The organism is Psychrobacter sp. APC 3279 (assembly GCF_030407795.1).
Classification (GTDB): Bacteria; Pseudomonadota; Gammaproteobacteria; order Pseudomonadales; family Moraxellaceae; genus Psychrobacter.
Genome location: NZ_JASDCR010000009.1, coordinates 99449 through 122687, shown reverse-complemented (window position 1 = coordinate 122687; position 23239 = coordinate 99449). Strand labels below are relative to the sequence as shown.

The window sequence follows — 23239 nt, the reverse complement described above, 5'->3', positions numbered from 1 at the left end:
TCATGTACTTAGCTCTCCGAAATATTTTTTACCATTACGTTATATTCATTAGGTGTACCACAGAATAAGATATCTCTTTTATCGATCAAGTCATAACGGACTATGCCACCTTGCTCAATTAAAATATTGTATAAAGGTGCAACATAATATTCACCTTTGGTAGTAAGTTTATTTTCTTTGGCGTATAGAAATAGATTTTTGAAGGTAGATAATTTATCAAAAAAATATAAACCATCGCTACACAAATCCGATATCCTGTCTTTTTCAGTAGTTCGAATTACGTTATTTTTCTCACCTGGCAAAACAAAAGACCACTGGTCACCCTCGCTTTCAAATACTTCAATGTAACCAGCACAGCTTTCTATCCATGTAGGCTTGGTAAAACCTTCTATTTTGGAATCGATATTGAAAATAAATATTGGATCATTTGTATCTATATGCTTTGTACCTTCATACACTGTATCTGCCTGACCTTCAGTTTCATTATCTAAACAAATTAGATCATAATCCTTAATACCAAGCTCTTTAATTTTCGATTTGATGAAAATCTCAGTGTCATAAATATCACGATAGATAAATACAAATTTATCAGTTTTGAAGTAGAGCTCAAAAGATCTAACAGACCACTCAAAAATCGTTTCATAACCAATAGGGAGTTTATATTTTGGTATTGTAAAACCTGCTTTGAAAAACCTAGAACTTAATCCAGCCATTGGTATGATAAACATGTAAATCACTCACATTAAAAATTAAAGACAAATATTTATTGATAGATTTTTTAGAAGCAAATGCTTTATATAAGTAATTATTAACCGAGATAAATAATATTGCTTTTAAGAGAGATACAACTTATCGAAACCCCAATAAAAAATCGCAAAAATATTTTCAATATATAAAGACACTAAGCATCCAACTTGTTATATAACAAACTTAGTTTTTCGTCTAGATCAGTTTTTACTTTTGAAACATCTCTATACTCTGGATCAATCTCATGTACTTTTACTAAGTAGTAATAAGACATCTCAATATTATTACCTGACAGCTCATACATCCTGTAATAAAAAATATGCATCTTACTAGAGAAGTATTTTTTATTATTCAATAAATACTCAAAAGATGGGCTTGTTTTCCCTAAAATTTTAGACTTAAATAGTATTAATCCTGCAGGATCGCGGGAATTATTGATAGCAATATCTATATGTTCTATACTTTTTTCTAAATATTTTTTATAAAAATAAATTTGAGATATCTTATAATTTACATTTGAACATAGATTTTTATTCTTAGCATTTTCAATATCCTTTAAGATATCTAATGTCTGATTATATTTTTTAAAAAAGTAGAATGATAAAGACACCATGTACTTGAGGTTATCTGTTAATTCAATATCTTCACTTACATTACTGTAAATTTCTACAACTTTTTCATGCATTTTCGCTCTACAGCTATAGAACAATATCTCGGAATATAAATTCTTACTTTCTAACAACACAAATAGCTCATTATATTTTTTTTGTTCGAATAATAATTTTGAATAAGATTTCATAATTTTTTCATTATTAGGTTCTAATAACACTGCCACCTCAAAAAAATTACTACATTTTTCAAAATCTTTTTTTTCAAAATAGTATAAAGCTAATCCATAAGGAGGGTTAGTGAAATAGTATCCTGCTATAATGTATACCTTTTGTAGCTCTTTATACATATCATCAATACCTTTTAATTTGAACTGATGAAATGCATGCTGTGAAATAGCTGCGGATATAGCACATGATATCTTATGATTCATACCATTTAACTTTATATATTTTTCCAACATAGGAATAAATGATAAGAAATCAACTTTGCCTTCTTCTGGTTTTTCTAAAAGCGTGGTTTTAATATCGATATTATTTATTTTTATACTATTCTTAATAGAATGATGGTGTAACAAATAACCAATTGTTCTTTTTTCGCTACTATCAAAATCTTTATTATTCTCATCCCAATACCAAGAAAGACAATCCCATATGGTTGATACCTTATCCATAGAATAGCTATTTCCAAAGAAAAATTGATCAAATATATAATCTTCGGATTTCATTCCTGATTTACAAAATATTGAATTTCCAACATTATCTCTATGTAAATCAAAACTTAGCTCTTCTTTCAAATGAATATCTGGTCTAATCCTTATAACAAAATCGTATTTAAAATCATTCTCTAGTTCATAATTTATCTTTAAATCATTACAAGATTTTATTTTATAAAACATAGCTAAATTATGGTATCTTCTAGGGAATTCTTTTAATAAAAATTCTGGATATTTAATACCATACAATGTCTTTTTTTCTTCATAATCCTTTGGAGTTTCCTCTATTTCCACTGACTTTACATTTGGATACAATTGTCTAAGATAAACCTCAGTAATTTCATTACTATTTAAATCTACGTAAGGCAATACTTGATTCCATTCTCTAATAAAATCATCAGGATTACTATTAATATCATTTTGAAAATAATCCTGCATACCGTTAGGAAACAACCTGTTAAGGTCAGTCGTAACCCCTCTTTCTTTCCATGTATGAATAAATATGTCACAATTATATTTATCTAGTAGGTTGGACTTAAGACTATCCAATCTGTTTTCAAAATTTCGCATTTGACCCGAAATACAAATTGCAACTCTCAAATTCATCTCCTAGCGGTAGTAAATAGTTTTAAATAACACTTAATTTCTTTCAATAAAAATATTGGATATAATAAGACTAGCTTATGGTTACATATAGTTCACAACGATGTTTCTTAAACATACGAATTAATAATATTCTAAGATCTCATGATTGTTCTATAGCGAGATTTTCAATAAGCTAAATAAAAATATCTATAAAACCAACATTTTATTAAAGTTTGGCAAAGAATAAGTAGATATTAATGATTAGTTATATAAGCATATTGATATATTTTATGAAATCTATCAAAACCCCCTATGTTTAACAATATACTTAATACAATCTTCTATATTGCATACTCTCTCTAGTTCTGGTGAATAATACCTACTGCATTCAATATATGAAACATAGAATACTTCTTCAACTGTTCTTTGTTTTTGACGTCTAGACTCTATTTTTCTGTCAGTAGTGACCCCCCAGTTTGAATAAAAAGGCACCCCATAACATATAACTTCTTTACCATATAATAGGGCTTCAAATCCAAGACCAGAGCTACATACATAAACTTTGTCCACCAATTCTAATAATTGATGTGGATGAATATCATAGTCAATCAGAAAAACATTTTTTACATTTCTAGTAAACTCAATACGGCTGTCAATGAAGTATGACCCTTTACCACCTTTAACAGCATCTGGATGCCTTTTGATGATAATATCTGCATTAGGGTTATCAGTAATAGCGTCGATAAGCATTTTCTGGAAATCGTTTTCGTCGGCTTTGGCACGAGCTACTGACTCATCACCGTAGCGCTGATCAATCACTAAAACCTTTTGTACATTGTCACGCCCTATTGAAACTGGCAAATAGGGAGAGTCATTATATTTAGAAATATGATTTTCAACTATCAAATTAATTGCTTTCTTTGAGTGATACAACTCACTGTCAGTAAAGACCCTATTAGAATTTAGAATTTCTTCGAAGCTTGACACGTTATAAGAGTCATAATAGGCAGTAGTATCACCACATAAAGTAATAGATAGCGCAGGCTCATTAGATAGACCTATGCCAACTGACCTGATAAAACCATCTTCTATAATGAAAGGTTTTTTTCCAAACACTTTCATAAGTTTCGAAACGGCCGCTTTATTATTATTCTCCGTTATACCCCATTGTATAGCCATATCACACAAAGAAGCTTCTATTTCATTCTTGGGTTTTACCATTTCAGAAAAGTTTAAAAGTTGTGGTAAATACATACCTGTACTATTCACTAGACTTGGGTTTGAATTAGCCAAATATTTAATATGAGAACTAAAAGGAACTATATTTTCACCACTTCCTAAATGCTTATCACTAGTTAAGCCCTCTAGGTAATTAGTAATTCTAGTTGATGACTGACCATCAAATTTTCCTACTGATAAATTGTCCGCTGCCCAACACCAATTTATATTTTTAAGTGGTGTCTCAGTTGCAAACACCCAATCTATCTGATTGAACAGTTCGGATTTATTATGAGCTACAGGAATATTCATTCCATCCCATATTTGGATAAAATCGAAATATTTTGTCGATACTACTGGCGTATCAGACAATAAAGACTCAAGCATCAAAGTACTGTTAACTGATAAAACTAAGTCTACATGGTGTAGGTTTTCGGCCACTGGTAACAAGTATGCCCCTGATCTATCAATGATAAACCTTTCGTCAGTGTCTACTTTGTCTCTTATCTTCTGGAAAATGGTGTTCTTAATATTACTAGGTGGCTCCCGCATAATAAGTTGAGAGTCATTTTCTTCGCAATATTCAATAATGTCTAATAATGCTTGATTTTGTTCACGTAGCGCTATTCTTTGATCAACTTGAACATCCATAGGTTGTAAAGCATATAGAAAAATCTTCTTCTTTGGATTTAGCCCATAAATCATACAAAAATTATCACGAGAGATTAAATTTTCGTATTCATGATAGATATCAAATTTAGGAGCTCCAAGCACCTCAATTTTATGTTCGTCTAATCCTCTTTCTATAAAAATATTTTTTTGTAATTGTCCCCAAGTAATGACATGGTCGCACTTAGGGAGGTTTACTTCATAACCTCCCCACTCATACATATAATATTTTTCTTCTGATAGAAAGACAGATTCATGGAGTATCAAAATTGTTTTGATACCTAAATCGTTACAAGCATCGGCCAAAATTCTCATTGCTGGATGCCAATCAAAAGTAAGTACAACACCCTGAATGTCTTTCTTGATCACTGCTAAATGACTCAATAATATCCTTCGATATTCTGAAGGATTCTCACGCGATAATCTTGAAATCTTTCTTCTATTATCATCACTATATTCATTAACTATTTTTAAAGGATATATTTTAAAGTTCTTTGAATTATTAACAGATTGTATTAATGCATCACCATGGGTTCGCATCCATGGCAAATAAATATAAGATTCAATATTATCTTCAAAAGAATATTCAGGAGCTATAGAAACTAACTCACTTAACGGCTTATTTTTAGCTACTATAGGGGCGCCTTTCTTAGCTACTGATGGAACACTTTTCTTAGCTACTGATGGAACACTTTTCTTAGCTACTGATGGAACACTTTTCTTAGCTACTGATGGAACACTTTTCTTAGGCGGCAAATTATTTGTAAGTTTATTTGGCTTATGATGTACAGATTCAGAAACATTCAAAATATCGCTGAGTTGATGTTTACGTTTTTGAAAAGAGTCCAAAAAAAAGATAGAAGGGTTTTTCATTAACTTAGTAAGTTTACTCACAGTCTGTATATACCTTATATTTTATTTAAGTAGATATGATATTATCATAAAAACAATATCAACTCTTATCTTCCTTTTCTATAAAAGCTCTTAAACTGTTCTAAATAGAATTTACATTTGAATTATAATATGTATAACTTATTAACTATATAAATAGCTTTTTTGAAATAATTAATACATACTTGACTCATAAATCGAGCGACCGAGATTTTATCAAAACCAAGCTTAATATGACTGTATAATTTTGAAGCTAAGTCATTTGTAAATAAAAAAGACACCCCATTGTAAGGGTGTCTTTATCATATTTCAATGTAGATTTAGTAGTTTAACTGTAGACTAATGCCTATCTTACCAACCAGTAACTTCTTTTAGCTTGTCGCCAAGTTTAGATGGGTCACGTGTGTACGCGATACCAGCATCTTCAAACGCTTTGAATTTCTCTTCAGCAGTACCTTGACCACCAGAGATGATAGCGCCAGCATGACCCATACGCTTGCCTTCCGGAGCAGTAACACCAGCGATATAACCAACAACTGGCTTAGTTACATGGTCTTTGATATAAGCAGCAGCTTCTTCTTCAGCAGTACCACCGATCTCACCGATTAGGATGATAGCTTCAGTCTGTGGATCAGCTTCGAATAGTTTCAGTGCGTCAATCTGGTTCATACCAGGGATAGGATCACCACCGATACCGATACACGTTGACTGACCAAAACCAAGCTTAGTAGTTTGAGCTACAGCTTCGTAAGTCAATGTACCAGAACGTGAGATGATGCCCACTTTACCTGGCTGATGGATATGGCCTGGCATGATACCGATTTTGCACTGACCTGGAGTGATAACGCCTGGGCAGTTAGGACCAACCAAACGTACGTCGCCAGCTTCTTCAAGATAGCGTTTTGCTTTTAGCATATCGATAGTAGGTACGCCTTCAGTGATCACAACGATCAACTTAACGCCAGCATCGATTGCTTCAACGATAGAATCTAGTACAAATGGTGCTGGTACGTAGATAACAGAAGCGTCAGCTTGAGTCGCTTCCATGGCTTCCGCCATGGTATTGAATACTGGTAGACCTAGGTGCGTTTGACCGCCTTTACCTGGAGTCACACCACCAACTACTTTTGTACCGTATTCGATGGCTTGTTCAGAATGGAACGTACCATTTTTACCAGTAAAACCTTGTACCAATACTTTGGTATCTTTATCGATTAATACACTCATTATATTTTCCTTGTATTCGGTTGTCTTGTAACAGTGGTCTTTATAACTATCGTTATCAAATTTTGATAACCGATCTTTATTATAAATAACCACTATTACGATTTGACTACTATGCTTAAGCGTCTATCTCTAAACGCTTATGTTTAAAGACTTACGCTTTAACAGCATCGACAATTTTTTGAGCCGCGTCAGATAAACCTTGAGCTGAAATCAATTTCAGACCAGACTCTTCTAGAATTTGTGCGCCTAGCTCAGCGTTGTTACCTTCTAAACGAACAACAACTGGTACTTGTACGTCAACTTCTTTGATAGCAGCGATAATAGCTTCTGCAATCATGTCACAACGTACGATACCGCCGAAGATGTTGATTAGAACACCTTCAACACTGCTGTCTTCTAGGATAATTTTGAACGCTTCAACAACGCGATCTTTGGTTGCGCCGCCGCCAACGTCCAAGAAGTTAGCAGGCTTGCCGCCATACAATTTGATGATGTCCATGGTCGCCATTGCAAGACCAGCACCGTTAACCATACAACCGATGTTGCCTTCTAGAGCAACATAGTTTAGGTCAAATTCAGCGGCTTTAAGCTCACGCTCATTTTCTTGAGTCTTGTCTTGTAGCGCTGCGATTTTTGGCAGACGATATAGTGCGTTTGAGTCGATACCGATTTTGCCATCAACACAAACGATTTCGCCATTTTCACGAACGGCTAATGGGTTGATTTCCATTAGGGCAAAGTCGTTTTCAACGAATGCTTTATAGGCGCCAGTCATCAATTTAACGAATTGATTGATTTGCTTACCTTCTAGACCAAGTTTGAACGCAACGTCGCGCGCTTGGAAAGGCATTAAACCAACTAAAGGATCAACGTGTACTTTAAAGATTTTTTCTGGAGTGCTGTGTGCTACTTCTTCGATATCTACACCACCTTCGGTAGATGCCATGAAAGTTACACGACGAGTTGCACGATCAACGACTGCGCCAAGATATAGCTCAGTTTGTACTGGATACATATCTTCTGCAACCAATACGAAGTTTACTGGCTGACCATCAGCATCAGTTTGGAACGTTACTAGGTTAGTACCGATCAACTCTTCAGCAACTTGCTTAGCTTCTTCACGAGTTTTAACCAGTTTTACACCACCAGCTTTACCGCGACCACCAGCATGTACTTGCGCTTTGATTACCGCAATGTCAGTTGGGGTTTTATCAAAAGCTGCAGCAGCTTCTTCGCCGTTATGAGCGATGATGCCTTCTTGAATTGGCAAACCGTAGCTTTTTAATAGCTCTTTTGCTTGATACTCATGTAAATTCATTGATTGTATCCTTTATTTTTTACAATTAATAAAAAGTGAAATCAAGTGCGCACATATACATATGAATCATACGTCTGACGCACTCATGATTGTGGCATCACCAAAATAGCGATACCCCAATCAGGTTGTAAATCGATAATAACTAAACGAGCAACTACTTATTTCTTACGTTTTTTGCGCTGGATAGCATGGATAGCACGGCCATCTGCAGATAGAGCAGCTTCATGCACTGCTTCTGAAATAGTTGGATGAGCAAATGTCATCAACTGCAAGTCTTCGATACTAGACACAAATTCCATCGCGATCATACCTTGATGGACGATATCACCAGCACCAGCAGCGATAGCATGCATACCTAATAGACGATCTGTTTTCGCATCAGCAACAACTTTGATAGAGCCTTGTGCTTCACTTTGCGCTAATGCACGACCGTTAGCAGCTAAGTTGAAAGAACCTGTTTTAACTTCATAGCCAGCTTCTTCAGCTTCTTGCTCAGTCAAACCTACCCATGCGATTTCTGGGTGAGTATAAATGACATTGATGATAGTGTCATAGTTAACTTGAGGTTTTTCGCCATGAATACGCTCAACAGCCATCATGCCCTCTTCCATTGCTTTGTGCGCAAGCATAGGACCACGGACCAAATCACCGATAGCATAAACGCCATCAAGATTGGTTTTGCACTGGTCATTGACATCGATAAGACCACGTTCAGTCAACGTGATACCGCTGTCATCGCCAAGCAGTTTTTCAGAATAAGCGCGACGACCAACACAAACGATTAGCTTGTCGAAGCTCTCTTCAGAAGATTCGCCTTTGCTTTCGCTAGTGACAACAACTTGGTCACCTTGTACTTCAGCATTGGTTACTTTGGTATCGACACGGATATCAAGACCTTGCTTCTTCAGCATTTTGCCGGCTTCTTTTGAGATGTCTTTATCGGCGGCAGCTAAGAAGCTAGGAAGTGCTTCATATACGACTACTTCTGCACCTAGACGACGCCATACTGAACCAAGCTCAAGACCGATAACACCAGCGCCAATAACGCCTAAACGCTTAGGTACTTCAGTGAAATCAAGTGCGCCAGTTGAATCAACAATGCGGTCACCGTCAGTTTTGGCAACAGGAATTTCGATAGGCACAGAACCTGCCGCAAGAATAACATTCTTAGCAGTGATCGTCGTTTCGCTTTCGTCTTCTAGAGCAGTAAATTTGACTTTTTTGTCAGTGCCCGTGCCGTCAACTAAAGTACCCCAGCCCTGTAGCCAATCAACACCATTGCCTTTTAGCAACGCTGCAACACCACCAGTCAACTGCTTAACAATACCTTCTTTACGCTCTATCATTTTTTCGATATTGATAGCAACGTCACCAGTACTGATACCGTGCTCGTCAAGGTCATGCTTAGTAGCTTCGTAACGATGTGAGCTGTCAAGTAGGGCTTTTGATGGGATACAACCAACGTTTAAGCAAGTACCGCCAAGTGCTGGCTCGCCTTTATAAACGCGCTTTTCGATACAAGCAACACTCATACCGAGCTGGCCTGCACGAATAGCTGCTTCGTAACCACCAGGACCGCCGCCGATGACGACTAAATCATAATTGTCTTTCATAGTACGTTCCTATTTTTAATTGTATGTGTCATTTAAACTGGTTGTTATCTTGCTGATAGATCAGCGTTATCTACACTGAACAGTTAATACACTATGTCAATGAGATAGACTCACACATCGATAGCAAGTCACCATTATTAAATTTATTTAAATACAGTTATCAGCGCATCAAGTAATCGCTGACTAATAAAAATCATTATCTATACCAAAGTTAAAAAGCTTGTATCAGCGGTTGCCAATACAAGCTTAAAAGCTTACAGGTCTAGTAGTAGCATTGCAGGGTCTTCGACCAACTCTTTGATAGTTACCAAGAACTGTACTGCTTCTTTACCATCGATCATACGATGGTCATAAGATAGTGCTAGGTACATCATTGGTAAGATTTCTACTTTGCCATCGACTGCCATTGGGCGATCATTGATAGCATGCATACCTAAGATAGCAGTTTGTGGTGGGTTCAAGATAGGGGTTGACATCAATGAACCAAATACACCACCGTTAGAGATAGTGAAAGTACCGCCAGTCATATCTTCTAGGCCAAGTTTACCTTGCTGTGCTTTACCGCCAAACTCACGGATTGTGCTTTCAACGTCAGCCATGCTCATGCGATCAGTATCACGTAATACTGGAACAACCAAGCCGCGATCTGAAGATACTGCTACACCGATATCATAAAAACCATGATAAACAATGTCATCGCCATCTAGTGAAGCGTTTACTGCTGGGAAGCGTTTCAATGCTTCTGTCGCTGCTTTTACGAATAACGACATAAAGCCTAAACGTACGCCATGACGCTTTTCAAACTTCTCTTTGTACTTAGCGCGCATGTCCATCAATGGCTTCATGTTCACTTCGTTAAACGTCGTCAACATCGCTGTATCTTGTGATGCTGATAATAGACGCTCAGCAACACGCTTACGAAGACGAGTCATTGGAACACGTTTTTCAGTACGCTCACCCATTGACTCAGCAACAGGACGGCCACTGTCAGACTTGATACTGCTGTCTGATTTCAATGTTGGATTAGCCATATCAGTTTTGGTTACACGACCACCGCGGCCACTACCTTCGACTTCTTTAGGATCTACGCCTGACTCTTTTGCTGCTTTACGAACTGCTGGGCTTTGATCTTTATGATCAGCTTCGCCTTTCTTATCTGTTGCTTGAACAGGCTCACCACCATCGGCAGCTTGCTTTGCTTGAACTGGCGCAGCTGTTTGGTCTGGATCTACTGCTGGCGCTTCGTCTGCGCTAGCACCAGCACTTGCACCGGCTTCAAACTGAGCGATAAGCTCATCAGACAATACAGTATCATCAACTTGCTTTACGATTTTGGTCAATACACCATCATCAGGTGCCACAACTTCTAATACAACTTTATCAGTTTCAATTTCAGCCAATAGGTCATCACGATTAACTTGTTGACCTTCAGTGACATGCCACTCAACGATTGTGCCATCGGCAACCGATTCTGGAAAAACGGGGGCTTTGATGTCAGCCATCGATATACTCCTTAGATTTGGGTATTCATACTTATTATTAAGTCGTGATAAGCAGCCGGTAATCTTTTAATAACTTTGCTTATATTTTATTAAAAAACACTGACTGTCATCGCCTGATTCATTTATCTTCTATAATCTTTGCTTAGACAAGGTGTTACTGAGCTAATTCATCAACACTTATGCCAAGGCCACCAGCAATGAGTGCTTGCTGTTGTTGAGCATGCAGTTTCGGTGATCCTGTTGCAGGGGCTGCACTAGGAGGACGCGCGACTGGCTCCATGACTTTTGCTTTGGTTGGATGCGGTACGACAATACGGAACATATGCGGTGCTAAATAGTACCAAGCGCCTTGGTTCAATGGCTCTTCTTGCGTCCATACGATTTCAGTTAGGTTGCTGTATTTTTCGATTTCAGCGATTAAGCGAGTCTCTGGCAATGGATACAATTGCTCAATACGAACGATAGCCACATGATCAAGACCTAATGCACGGCGCTGCTCTAACAAATCATAATAAACCTTACCACCACACAGAACCATACGAGTCACTTTATCTGCGTTGTGATCGTCCATCTCTGGCAATACCGTCTCAAACTTACCATTAGCAAGCTCTTCTAGATTAGAAGTCGCTAGCTTATGACGTAATAAGCTTTTTGGTGACATAACGATCAGTGGCTTACGAATAGGACGTACTGCCTGACGACGTAATGCATGATAAATTTGCGCAGGAGTCGTTGGGGTAATGACCTGCATATTGTCTTCAGCACATAACTGTAAGAAACGCTCTAGACGTGCAGATGAATGCTCAGGACCTTGACCTTCGAAACCATGTGGTAACAACATCGTCAAACCACAAACACGCTGCCATTTGGTCTCACCGCTTGAGATGAACTGGTCAATCACAACCTGAGCACCGTTCACGAAATCACCAAATTGTGCTTCCCAAACGATCAATGCGTTCGGTACAGTGGTCGCATAACCATATTCAAAGGCTAGTACCGCTTCTTCTGATAGCAATGAGTTATAAGTAGCAAAGCGTGCTTGGTTCTCACTTAAATGAGACAACGGTACATACATGCTGCCATCATTGACATTGTATATTTCACTGTGGCGATGTGAGAAAGTACCACGGCCTACATCTTCACCAGTAATACGTACTAATACGCCATCGTTATCAACCAATGATGCATAAGCCAATGTCTCAGCTGCACCCCAGTTAAGAGGCTCTTCGCCCGTTTGCATCGCTAGACGCTGCTCAACGACTTTTTGAACCTGACGCTGTAGCTTATAACCTTCTGGCATTTCGGCCATACGGCGGCCATAGCCTTTAAGCTTTTCGATATCGACACTGGTATCCCAGTCATCAACCAAGTCATGACCTAGATAAGGTTTCCAATCTACGAACAACTGTTCGTTAGGCTCTTGAACCAATGAGCTAACAACATAATCACCACGGTCTAAAGATTCACGATAATTATCTTCATACTGTTTTTCTTCTTCAGCATTTAAGATACCTTCTGCGATAAGCTTCTGCGCATACAGAGTACGAGTAGTTGGAAGCTTCTTAATAACAGCATACATCAATGGCTGAGTTGCAGATGGCTCATCTGCTTCGTTGTGGCCGTTACGACGATAGCAGAACAAATCAATGATGATGTCTTTGTCAAACTTATGACGATAATCTAATGCTAACTGAGCGGCAAATACGACTGCTTCAGGATCATCACCGTTTACATGTAGGATAGGAGCATGAACCATCTTGGCAACGTCAGTACAATATTCAGTTGAACGAACATCTTCTTGACGGCTAGTAGTAAAGCCAACTTGGTTATTGATCACGATATGCACAGTACCGCCAGTGGTATAAGCACGGGTCTGTGACATCTGGAAGGTTTCTTGGACCACACCTTGACCAGCGAAAGCAGCATCACCATGAATCACGATAGGTAATACTGAATTACCACCAGTATTGTCTAGTAATGGCTGATCGTTACGGCGTACTTGACGGGCACGTACTGAGCCTTGTAGTACTGGCGCGACAATTTCAAGATGCGATGGGTTAAATGCTAAAGCCAAATGCGCTTCGCCACCTGGTGTCATCACATTAGATGAGAAACCGTTGTGGTATTTAACGTCACCTGAGCCTTTTTCTGGCTGTACTTTACCATCAAACTCATCAAACAAGTCTGCAGGGTTTTTACCTAAGATGTTGACTAGTAGGTTTAGACGGCCACGGTGAGCCATACCAATGACCATTTCTTTTGTGCCATATCCGCCAGCACGTTGAATGATTTCATTGATAGCAGGAATGAAGCTCTCACCACCTTCCAAACCAAAACGCTTAACACCCGTATATTTACGAGCAAGGTATTTTTCTAGACCTTCAGCAGCCGTTAAGCGCTCAAGAATAGATAAACGTTTTTCTTTATCGAATTTGATATAGCCTAGATTGGTCTCTAGGTATTCTTCCATCCAGCGTTTTTCGGTACTGGTGGTAACATGCATGTACTCGACACCGATATGGCCACAGTAAACACGTTCCATGATTTCGATGATTTCGCGCAATGTCGCTTCATCTTTACCAATAACTAAATCATTGGTTGGGAATACGGTATCGAGATCAGCTTCTGACAAATTATGATAAGCAAGCGTCAAATCTTCTACTTCTGCACGTGGATGCAAATTTAAAGGATCAAGCTTGGCACGGCGATGACCGCGACGACGATATGCTGAGATTAATTGCTGTACGCCCATCTGCTTAGGATCACAGTTGGCAGAGCTGCTAGAGTCGGTATCAGTACTGCTACTCTTATTTGCCGTTTGATTACGAGCAAGTAGTAAGAACTGATCTTTGATAGCGTTATGCTGAGCATCGTTCTGCGACTTATACTGTTCAAAGTACGTTTGCCAGTCAGTATCAACACTATCAGGGTCTGTTAGGTATTGCTCGTAAAGAGCTTCTATATAGTTGGCGTTATCGGCAGCCAGTTCGGTATGTACTTGGCCAGATTTTTCTTTGGTTATACTATTCATAATAATCGTCTATTTGATAGATAAATGAATGGAATCGTGCTTATTATTGTGTCAGTCGTTGTATGCTCAGGTAGTTAGACAATGTGTCATATCCTGTTAAATACTATTCGATAAAACACTTTTATCCCTAAGTATTGCCATCACCATAGAATATTGCTGTCATTGTCTACAAGAGCAAGTGATGCTAAATAGTGGTAACAAGTCTTATTGCAATACCCGTCTAAAAATAAAACTATTTGTGAACGCTCAGTTTTCTTATCTAGCTCGTTTCACAACATTAATTTATATATACTTCTTTGAGTCATAACCAATCCATTAATGATAAACTATTAATAGATAATTATATTTTCAGCTAACCTATAAACTGGTTATTGATGCTGAATTACCCTAAATTTGCTGACAAATCCTGCCTTTTCAGACAGACATACATTGCTGTATAGATTATCATGCCCATTTTTTGCGACATAGTTTGTTTGTTCAATACTAGGTATTTATGTAATGAATATCTATCATCAATTATAAACGCATAATCATTGTGCGCATAGTATTTTAGCCCGATAATGTCATAATGTGTTCAAACGGCACATATTAAGCTCCAAAAAGGACGCTTTGATCATCTCACTAAATACCAAATACAATTATACCAAAATTCGACTATGTCTATATTCGATTATATAGGGTGATTGTCTATATATTATTTCTTCTTACATACAACCAACGTATTGACCATACAGTTTTACTCTTAAATCATTTGATACCTATTTTTCAATAGGCTAAATTTACTGGATTTTTTAAACGACAAGTTAGCTATAAACAGTAGTAAACCTATATATCAGCTTTTTAACTAACAAAAACACCACCTAATGAATAGGTGGTGTTTTTCGTATAGTAACTATAAATATCAATTATTTATGCTTAACCAGCTTGGTCAATCAACATATTACGTAGATGACCGATCGCTTTGGTTGGATTCAATCCTTTTGGACAAACTGATACACAGTTCATGATACCGCGGCAACGGAACAAGCTAAACGGATCGTCTAAGCGAGCTAAACGTGCTTGAGTATCACCGTCACGGCTATCAGCAACGAAGCGATAAGCATGCAGTAACGCTGATGGACCTAAAAACTTATCAGGGTTCCACCAGAAAGATGGGCAACTGGTTGAACAGCAAGCACATAGAATACATTCGTATAAACCGTTCAGTTTTTCACGCTGTTCAGGCGACTGTAGACGCTCAGTTGGCGGTGCTGGCTGATCATTGATCAAGTACGGATGTACTTTCTCATACTGCTCATAGAACTGGTTCATATCGACAACCAAGTCACGAACCACTGGCAAACCAGGTAGCGGACGAACCGTTACTTTTTCTGGTAGCGTGTTCATGTTGATTAGACATGCCAAACCGTTCTTACCATTAATGTTCATGCCGTCAGAGCCACAAATACCTTCACGGCAAGAGCGACGGAAAGTAAGCGTTTCATCTTCTTTCTTTAGGCGTAATAGTACGTCAAGCAACATACGATCTGAATCAAGTAGCTCAATCGTATAAGTTTGCATGCGTGGCGCTGCGTCCAGATCAGGATCGTAGCGATAGATTTCGATGGTGCGAGTACCTCGGCTCATAATGCTAAACTCCACACGTAGGTGATGGCGGGCATACAAAGATTGCAACATATTTGCGCTAGCTATTAATCAGTATTGATAACCAATATCAGATACCAATTAATAGCATAGTAGCGCTGGCATGAGCATGTAGCTGGCGGTCACCTTTTTAATAAATTAATAAGGGATAAAACGTTAACACTGCTGTTATCTATCAACTATATATAAAGTATGCAGTCTAAAATTAGTAGACGCGGACTTTTGGTTCGATATAATCAACGGTTAATGGCACTTTACGTACTGGCTTATAAATGATGCGATTGCCTTCAGAGTACCATAAAGTATGCTTCATCCAATCGTGGTCATTACGGCCGTTAGGTGCGTAATCATCATCTTCTGGACGATCATAATCGGATACACTGTGCGCGCCGCGGCTTTCATGACGCTTCGCTGCAGATATCATTGTCGCTTTTGCTACTTCATACAAGTTAGCAACTTCGAATGCTTCAATACGCGCTGTGTTGAACACTTGTGATTTATCGCCAAGATGGATCTTGTCGATCTTTTCACCTAGCGCTAAAATTTTCTCAACGCCTTCGTCCATCATCGCTTGCGTACGGAATACGCTAGCGTGTTTTTGCATCGTAGCACGAATCTCATCAGCCACGTCTTGCGCGTTGTAGCCTTCAGTAGACTGTTGCAACTTGTCTAAACGCTTCACTGTAAAATCAAGCACACGTGGATCAAGCGGCTTGTAGTTGTGATCTGCATGATGGAATTCATCAACAATATGCTTACCAGCTGCACGGCCAAATACCAATAGATCTAGTAGAGAGTTCGTACCTAGACGGTTAGCACCATGTACACTGACACAAGCACACTCACCGATTGCATAAAGACCTTTAACGACGTTGCCTTTAGCATATAAGCCGTCTTCATCAGTACCTGCATCTAGATCCGGTACAATCACTTGACCATGAATAGTGGTTGGAATACCGCCCATCATGTAGTGAATGGTTGGGATTACTGGAATTGGTTCTTTAGTGATGTCAACGTTGGCGAAGTTTTTACCGATCTCAAATACTGATGGTAGACGTTTCATGATGGTTTCAACACCTAGATGCGTCATATCCATTACGATATGGTCAGCATTAGGACCACAACCACGACCTTCTTTGATTTCTTGGTCCATTGAGCGCGATACAAGATCACGTGGTGCCAAGTCTTTCACGGTTGGTGCATAACGCTCCATGAACGCTTCGCCATCTTTGTTACGCAAGATAGCACCTTCACCACGGCAACCTTCAGTCAATAGTACACCTGCACCATGGACACCAGTTGGATGGAACTGCCAGAACTCCATATCTTGTAATGGAATACCAGCACGGACTGCCATGCCAATACCGTCACCAGTATTGATATAAGCATTGGTAGAAGCTGCGAAGATACGACCAGCACCACCTGTCGCTAGGACAGTAATTGGTGACTGGAATACTGCAATAGTACCCGTCTCTTGCTCAAGCGCGACGACACCGTTGATGTTACCAGCTTCGTCTTTGATCAAATCAAGCGCGATCCACTCGATAAAGAACTCAGTACCTTGCTCTAGGTTTTTCTGATATAGCGTATGTAGTAATGCGTGACCTGTACGGTCAGCAGCGGCACAAGCACGTTGTACTGCTTTTTCGCCATAGTTAGATGTGTGACCACCGAACGGACGCTGATAAATAGTACCGTCTTCGTTACGGTCAAACGGCATGCCCATGTGCTCAAGCTCATAGACTACTTTTGGCGCTTCACGACACATATATTCGATAGCGTCTTGGTCACCTAACCAATCTGATCCTTTAACGGTATCATAGAAGTGGAAGTGCCAGTTGTCATTGCTCATATTACCCAAACTTGCACCGATACCACCCTGAGCGGCAACCGTGTGCGAACGCGTTGGGAATACTTTGGTAAGGACTGCAACCTTCATGCCCGCTTCCGCTAAATGCAATGAAGCACGCATACCTGAGCCGCCGCCACCAACGATAACTGCATCGTAGTTTAGGGTCTTGATATTACTAATGGTATTGTCTTGTCTAGTTGCCATTACGGTTTTCCTAATGCCTGTTAATGCGTAAAAGTAAATCAAAGACTTTTTGAGACATCTCTATTACAGCTATAAAGGCTTACTATTTGGCCATCTCTACGCTTATAAAATAAAGAATCTTAATAGTCGTTAACCACTTAATTTGCATATCTATCGTTATACTGAACTAAGCCTACTCAACTATAATCAGATTAGCTGATCAGTAATGCTAGTCCAATGCTATGACTATTCTTGGCTATCGACGGATGACTCTAAAATACTTTGCCAACTAATGTATCAGTTGAATGTATCCGTCGTTATATATAGATATCAGAGCTTTTTATGAGATGGTTAAACGGCAGCGATACCGAAACCGTTACCCCAAAAAATCATGATGCCCCAAAATAGAAATACTAAAATAGCGATAATCATCAATGACTGTAGTACTAAACGTAAACCTGCTGCGCTTGAGCCTAGTTTGCCTGTTGTAATATAGTCAGTAAATACTGTCCACATCCCAACCCAAGCATGACCAGCTAGTGCAAGTACTGCAACCAAACTGAATAGACGCATCGGTAGGCTGGTCATAAATGATGACCATTCAACAAAAGTGACATCGCCATGGGTCAAAAAGAAGCCCAGCAATACCACACTATAAACGGCTAAAACAACAGCACTAATACGCTGGACAATCCAATCACGTGAGCCTGAACCTGTCAGACCAGTAGCACTTTTGATTCCTGAATCATTTTTTCTCATTAGAACATCACCCATACAAATGACGCGACAACTAAAATCGCTGCAATCACAAAACTTACCATAGAGGCAGTGCGGCCAGATTTTAGCTCTTCGTTCATGCCCATATCAGCAAATAAATGTTTGATACCCATTACAAAATGATATGCAATGGCGGCAACAAATATCCATGCCAAAAAGCGCACAAGTACGTTGTCAAATACGGTCGCAAAACTCTCAGGCGATGCCAATGAGTTCTGTAGTATCCATAACATGACAGGAATCAATAAAAATAGAATAATGCCAGAGATACGATGCAAGATAGAGGCGATCGCGATCGGTGAGCGATTAACGCTAATCACTTGGCTTAAAGGCAGATCAATAGGTCGGTTGCTTTTCACAGCGGGCATCCTTTTGCGGTTATACTCCTGTATCTGCTATCAACGCATGACATAAATAGTGTCAATTGAGCATTGAGCAACACACGAGACGAATAAAGTAAGGAAGAGCTAGCTGACTTCGTTTAGTTTGCGCTAAATATGAAGAAAGGATTATGTATATAAAGGTATTGATAGACTGTTCAATGTCGCTTGTCGAATCGACAGGCCTATCAAACAACCTATCTATTATACAACAAAGAAAATAAACATGAGTAATATCGACTAACCAGTCTATTTTAGAGGTCGTATGAATAGTAAGACAACGTTAATATGTCTTCCATATCAGAGCAGACCCTATATTGGGCACTTGAAATCTTGTGCCAAACAAATAAAAAAGATTGGTTAAGAAGAAAATTCAAACCATAGAATGCGGTTTGGTCTATCGTAACACCAGACAATCGTAAATAAGCATGAATAGAAGACGCTCTGAACGACACTATAACATGGTCATTTATTAATTCGCGCAAAGCTAGTGCCAGTTAATTCCTACAATTATAAAATGCCTGAGCAATAATTACAAATTTATCCATTCAGTAAGAATATATACATATTTAATCAATAAATGAATGAATAAGCATATTACTAATTTTAACAGTGATTATTATGACAAACTTTAATCCGCTTGCTAGGTATAGTCTGGCAGTTTTCGGTGTCATTATTTATGAGTTTTGTCTCTAAAATATATTTATAAATCCAAAATACTGCTCCGATAATGCTGCTATAAACTTGCTCAAAAATAGAGGAATTTTAAGCAAAATAACCTGACAGACATATTTTGATACAAAAATTACAGCGAATAACTACCGCCACACCGCGCCAATTGGACACATGGTCCATAAAAGTTTTTTCAAATCATCAAGAATTGCTGCTAATATACCCTGCGTACTAAATGAGTTGAATGCACTTTTACCGTTCAACCGACAATGACGCGAGGGTATGCGTCTGTAGTAATTTATTCTAACAAGTCAAACCAATGGAGAGCAATTTATGGCTGATACTAATGCCAAACTAACCGTGAATGGTGAAGAATACGAACTTCCTATTATTAAAGGTACTTTAGGGCGCCCAGTTATCGATATTGCTGCTTTACAAGAATCAGGATTTTGGTCTTATGACCCTGGTTTTAAAGTAACTGCTCCTGTTGAATCAAAGATTACTTATATTGATGGTGGCAAAGGCGAGTTATTACACCGCGGCTACCCTATCGACGAGCTAGCGAACAATGCTGAATACCTAGAAGTTGCTTATGCACTTTTACATGGTGACCTACCTACTGCTGAGCAAAAAGCAGAGTTTTTTGAAAAAATCCGCGAGCATACTCCTGTTCACGATCAATTGCGTAAGTTCTTTGAAGGCTTCCGCCGTGACGCGCATCCAATGGCTATTATGGTTGGTGTCGTTGGTGCCTTATCAGCGTTCTATCATGAAGACCTAGACGTGAGCAATGAAGAGCATCGCGAAATCACAGCTATTCGTCTGATTGCTAAGATGCCTACGCTTGCTGCGATGAGTTATAAATACTCACAAGGCGAACCGTTCATGTATCCGCGTAACGACTTTAACTACGCAGAAAACTTCTTATACATGATGTTTGCAACGCCTGCTGATGTAGACTACGAGAAAAATGACGTTATCACTCGCGCAATGGACAAAATCTTTACTTTGCACGCTGACCATGAGCAAAACGCTTCTACGTCAACGGTACGTTTAGCTGGTTCTACTGGCGCAAACCCTTATGCGTGTATCGCTGCTGGTATCGCAGCCCTATGGGGACCATCACATGGCGGCGCGAACGAAGCTGTTCTTGAGATGCTAGATGAAATCGGTACTGTTGAAAACGTGCCTGAGTTCATGGAAAAAGTGAAGAGCCGTGAAGTGAAGCTAATGGGCTTTGGTCACCGTGTTTACAAAAACTTCGATCCACGCGCTCAAGTAATGAAAGAGACTTGTGATGAAGTACTAGAAGCACTAGGTATCAACGATCCTAAGCTTGAATTGGCGATGGCACTAGAGAAAATTGCGTTAGAAGATCCGTTCTTCATCGAGCGTAACCTATATCCAAACGTTGATTTCTACTCTGGTATCATTTTGAAAGCCATTGGTATCCCAACGTCAATGTTTACCGTAATCTTTGCATTGGCTCGTACTTCAGGTTGGATCAGCCATTGGTTAGAAATGCACAGTGCACCGTTCAAAATCGGTCGTCCACGTCAGTTATACACTGGTGAAACGCGCCGTGATTTTGTAAAAGTTGAAGATCGCAAGTAAGCAAAAATAATATTTATCCAATAAAAAATCCCGCCATCGTGCGGGATTTTTTATTGTCTTAACTCTCTTTATTCGATACTGGATGTTTTATGAGAAATGACTAACTAAATAAGTTTATAAAATTATAGTCAGTTACTGAAACTCTTTTAACGTTTGCTCATATTTGGCAATCTGCTCATCGTATCCTTCAATAGTTTCATTAAATTTAGCCATTAAAGCTTCAAACTCTTGTTGCTGCCGCTGTTTCATTTGCTGCATATCAACCACTTGCTGAGCTTCTATTTGTTCCCATACCTGATGCTGAATGATTAAACGGGCAAGTGCCGGACTTTTTGCACTTACTCTACCAGCAATCTCTGCATGCTCAAATAACTGCGGAACCAAGGTCGCCACATTGATTAATGTATCAGAATCCTCTGCGCTCAGCGGTGTTGTCACCGGTTGATACAAGGCATCCATGGTTTGCTGATAGCGTTCTATGATTTGGTCTTCGGTCAACATAACAGGTTTGCGCGGCTCAAGACTGATGCGTTTTAAAACCGTTAAGTCACGCTCACCAACTTCAGTGCTAGTATTGACATCAACCTCTGCATCTACATTTGGATTGCTGTTTATCGGGGCGATATCAATATTCGATGACGCCACTTCTTCAGAGCTAGTAACAGTAGTATTTGCGTTAGGAGCGGTATTATCAGTCGCTACTTCGTTATTGCTATCTGTATTTTCACTATTATTAGTATTCAGTAATAAAAGCTCCTCACTGTCTGACGCATCTGCCGCTTGCAATGACTCATACTCTGCTTGCAATCGTCTCTGTAAACTTTGCGCCTGTGTGACATATATCGGCTGAAATTGTTTTATGCGCGCAGCAGCTGAGTCACTTTTTGGCATAGGCTTACTGTCTTCTACGCTTGTTTTTTCACTGGTTTGACTGTCATCAGCTACAGGCGATGTGTCAGACTGCTGACAGCCTGTCAAAAACAATACTCCTGACAGTGCGGCTAAAAGCAAAGTCGGTGGGTAGCGGGTATCAACATTAGGCTTTACTGACAAAAATTTAAACATGAGAGTGCATATCCTTTGGTAAAGCAAAATTATTAAAGGGTAAATTACAATTGCGGTTCATTATTCTTTGATTTTTAGCAACACAACTGACTGTTAAATCGTCCAATATAGTTATCCAGTATTTATCCAACCGACCTATGTTTCAGTTAATGTATCGTTCTATAGTTCGGTTATGACTTATCATAGCTAAGCTTACTGTTACTTTTAAAAATTAGATGATTGATGGATTGTCAGTATTTTTTGCCTTAATAGGCTGCTCTGTCAAAAATGGAATACAAGCTTCCCACTTTTGGCAGTTCTGACCACGCTGACGACTTACAAAATAGTCTTGTACCATGCGTGCCTGCTGCTCAATACCATACTTAAAAAATGATTTGCCTGTTTCTAACACGTAGTCATATTTTCGGTTGATGATCGCTCCGCGTACCACTTTTAAGCCTTGCTGTAATTGCCATACGTGTGTTAGCTCATGTATAAGCCAGCTTTGTTTGCTCAATGGAGCTTCGCTAAAATCCGTAATCCAATCGACTGAATTAAAGTAAATATTGCCATTGGGGCTAACGGCATAATGTTGTAATACCCACCATGCTGTCTTTAACTGCACTTCATCAAGTTTGATGCTGTCACCAAATACTGAATGCGCCAATGCTATCTCGCCAGCTGTCAGATAACGTGACTGCTGCTTGCCCGTATCACTACGCAAGTAACGATTGAATAAGCGTTTAAGAGTCGGTTCAGACATCGTTAATGCAATACCTTATATTTGATAAGCCATTTTTAGTGTTTAATAGTTAACAGTCGCAATTGGCCAACTTTTCCCATCGATACGGTAAAACTGTTAATAGTAGAGCCGTTAATATAGATGAATGATGAAAACTAAAGTACTCCGGACACAAGCTATACGCTTAGTTAGCTTTCATTAACATA

Annotated in this window: 15 protein-coding genes; 1 reads left to right on the top strand and 14 read right to left on the bottom strand. The window is 38.9% G+C overall.

Annotation, left to right across the window (positions count from 1 at the left end; all coding sequences use genetic code 11):
* Positions 1–8: 8 nt before the first annotated feature.
* From QL898_RS06560 to sdhC, 12 genes are all read right to left on the bottom strand, one after another.
* Positions 9–728, bottom strand: coding sequence for a glycosyltransferase family 2 protein (locus QL898_RS06560; RefSeq protein WP_290176226.1), 720 nt, complete (start codon positions 726–728; stop codon positions 9–11).
* Between the two features lie 173 nt (positions 729–901).
* Entirely contained in the window at positions 902–2671 is a 1770-nt protein-coding gene (locus tag QL898_RS06555) for a hypothetical protein (RefSeq protein ID WP_290176225.1), read from the bottom strand.
* Between the two features lie 285 nt (positions 2672–2956).
* Positions 2957–5437 (bottom strand): hypothetical protein, encoded by a 2481-nt coding sequence (locus tag QL898_RS06550; RefSeq protein WP_290176224.1) that lies wholly within the window; start codon positions 5435–5437, stop codon positions 2957–2959.
* Between the two features lie 348 nt (positions 5438–5785).
* Entirely contained in the window at positions 5786–6661 is an 876-nt protein-coding gene (sucD, locus tag QL898_RS06545) for a succinate--CoA ligase subunit alpha (RefSeq protein ID WP_101204626.1), read from the bottom strand.
* A 151-nt stretch (positions 6662–6812) separates the two neighbouring features.
* A complete protein-coding gene (gene sucC / locus QL898_RS06540; RefSeq protein WP_134292285.1) occupies positions 6813–7979 on the bottom strand; it encodes an ADP-forming succinate--CoA ligase subunit beta in 1167 nt (388 codons plus the stop codon).
* Positions 7980–8137: 158 nt separating this feature from the next.
* The gene (lpdA, locus tag QL898_RS06535) at positions 8138–9592 is read right to left on the bottom strand and encodes a dihydrolipoyl dehydrogenase (protein ID WP_160021402.1); all 1455 of its coding nucleotides are present in this window, start codon (positions 9590–9592) and stop codon (positions 8138–8140) included.
* A gap of 254 nt (positions 9593–9846) precedes the next feature.
* Entirely contained in the window at positions 9847–11094 is a 1248-nt protein-coding gene (gene odhB / locus QL898_RS06530) for a 2-oxoglutarate dehydrogenase complex dihydrolipoyllysine-residue succinyltransferase (protein ID WP_290176223.1), read from the bottom strand.
* Positions 11095–11248: 154 nt separating this feature from the next.
* A complete protein-coding gene (locus QL898_RS06525) occupies positions 11249–14125 on the bottom strand; it encodes a 2-oxoglutarate dehydrogenase E1 component (RefSeq protein ID WP_290176222.1) in 2877 nt (958 codons plus the stop codon).
* 915 nt (positions 14126–15040) lie between these two features.
* On the bottom strand, positions 15041–15751 hold the full coding sequence (locus tag QL898_RS06520) for a succinate dehydrogenase iron-sulfur subunit (protein WP_055123743.1): 711 nt from the start codon (positions 15749–15751) through the stop codon (positions 15041–15043).
* 223 nt (positions 15752–15974) lie between these two features.
* Positions 15975–17825: a succinate dehydrogenase flavoprotein subunit gene (sdhA, locus tag QL898_RS06515; protein WP_201547479.1), complete on the bottom strand. Its 1851-nt coding sequence runs from the start codon at positions 17823–17825 to the stop codon at positions 15975–15977.
* Positions 17826–18155: 330 nt separating this feature from the next.
* Positions 18156–18563, bottom strand: coding sequence for a succinate dehydrogenase, hydrophobic membrane anchor protein (sdhD, locus tag QL898_RS06510; protein ID WP_290176221.1), 408 nt, complete (start codon positions 18561–18563; stop codon positions 18156–18158).
* On the bottom strand, positions 18563–18949 hold the full coding sequence (gene sdhC, locus QL898_RS06505) for a succinate dehydrogenase, cytochrome b556 subunit (protein WP_082624524.1): 387 nt from the start codon (positions 18947–18949) through the stop codon (positions 18563–18565). The genes sdhD and sdhC overlap by 1 nt, the downstream gene beginning before the upstream one ends.
* A gap of 1017 nt (positions 18950–19966) precedes the next feature.
* Between sdhC and gltA the strand changes: the two genes are divergently transcribed.
* Positions 19967–21247, top strand: coding sequence for a citrate synthase (gene gltA, locus QL898_RS06500; protein WP_057757851.1), 1281 nt, complete (start codon positions 19967–19969; stop codon positions 21245–21247).
* Positions 21248–21379: 132 nt separating this feature from the next.
* On the opposite strand, the gene QL898_RS06495 is transcribed toward gltA, so the two are convergent.
* Together QL898_RS06495 and QL898_RS06490 are read right to left on the bottom strand one after the other, a co-directional pair.
* Complete coding sequence (locus tag QL898_RS06495; protein ID WP_290176220.1) at positions 21380–22312, bottom strand: hypothetical protein; 933 nt, start codon at positions 22310–22312, stop codon at positions 21380–21382.
* A gap of 211 nt (positions 22313–22523) precedes the next feature.
* Positions 22524–23054: a type IV secretion protein Rhs gene (locus tag QL898_RS06490; RefSeq protein WP_290176219.1), complete on the bottom strand. Its 531-nt coding sequence runs from the start codon at positions 23052–23054 to the stop codon at positions 22524–22526.
* Positions 23055–23239: the final 185 nt, after the last annotated feature.

Coding starts and splice junctions, on each gene's coding strand:
- QL898_RS06560 (WP_290176226.1), bottom strand. CDS start 728: ATGTTTATCATACCAATGGCTGGATTAAGTTCTAGGTTTTTCAAAGCA.
- sucD (WP_101204626.1), bottom strand. CDS start 6,661: ATGAGTGTATTAATCGATAAAGATACCAAAGTATTGGTACAAGGTTTT.
- sucC (WP_134292285.1), bottom strand. CDS start 7,979: ATGAATTTACATGAGTATCAAGCAAAAGAGCTATTAAAAAGCTACGGT.
- lpdA (WP_160021402.1), bottom strand. CDS start 9,592: ATGAAAGACAATTATGATTTAGTCGTCATCGGCGGCGGTCCTGGTGGT.
- odhB (WP_290176223.1), bottom strand. CDS start 11,094: ATGGCTGACATCAAAGCCCCCGTTTTTCCAGAATCGGTTGCCGATGGC.
- QL898_RS06525 (WP_290176222.1), bottom strand. CDS start 14,125: ATGAATAGTATAACCAAAGAAAAATCTGGCCAAGTACATACCGAACTG.
- QL898_RS06520 (WP_055123743.1), bottom strand. CDS start 15,751: ATGAGCCGAGGTACTCGCACCATCGAAATCTATCGCTACGATCCTGAT.
- sdhA (WP_201547479.1), bottom strand. CDS start 17,825: ATGGCAACTAGACAAGACAATACCATTAGTAATATCAAGACCCTAAAC.
- sdhD (WP_290176221.1), bottom strand. CDS start 18,563: ATGAGAAAAAATGATTCAGGAATCAAAAGTGCTACTGGTCTGACAGGT.
- sdhC (WP_082624524.1), bottom strand. CDS start 18,949: ATGCCCGCTGTGAAAAGCAACCGACCTATTGATCTGCCTTTAAGCCAA.
- gltA (WP_057757851.1), top strand. CDS start 19,967: ATGGCTGATACTAATGCCAAACTAACCGTGAATGGTGAAGAATACGAA.
- QL898_RS06495 (WP_290176220.1), bottom strand. CDS start 22,312: ATGTTTAAATTTTTGTCAGTAAAGCCTAATGTTGATACCCGCTACCCA.
- QL898_RS06490 (WP_290176219.1), bottom strand. CDS start 23,054: ATGTCTGAACCGACTCTTAAACGCTTATTCAATCGTTACTTGCGTAGT.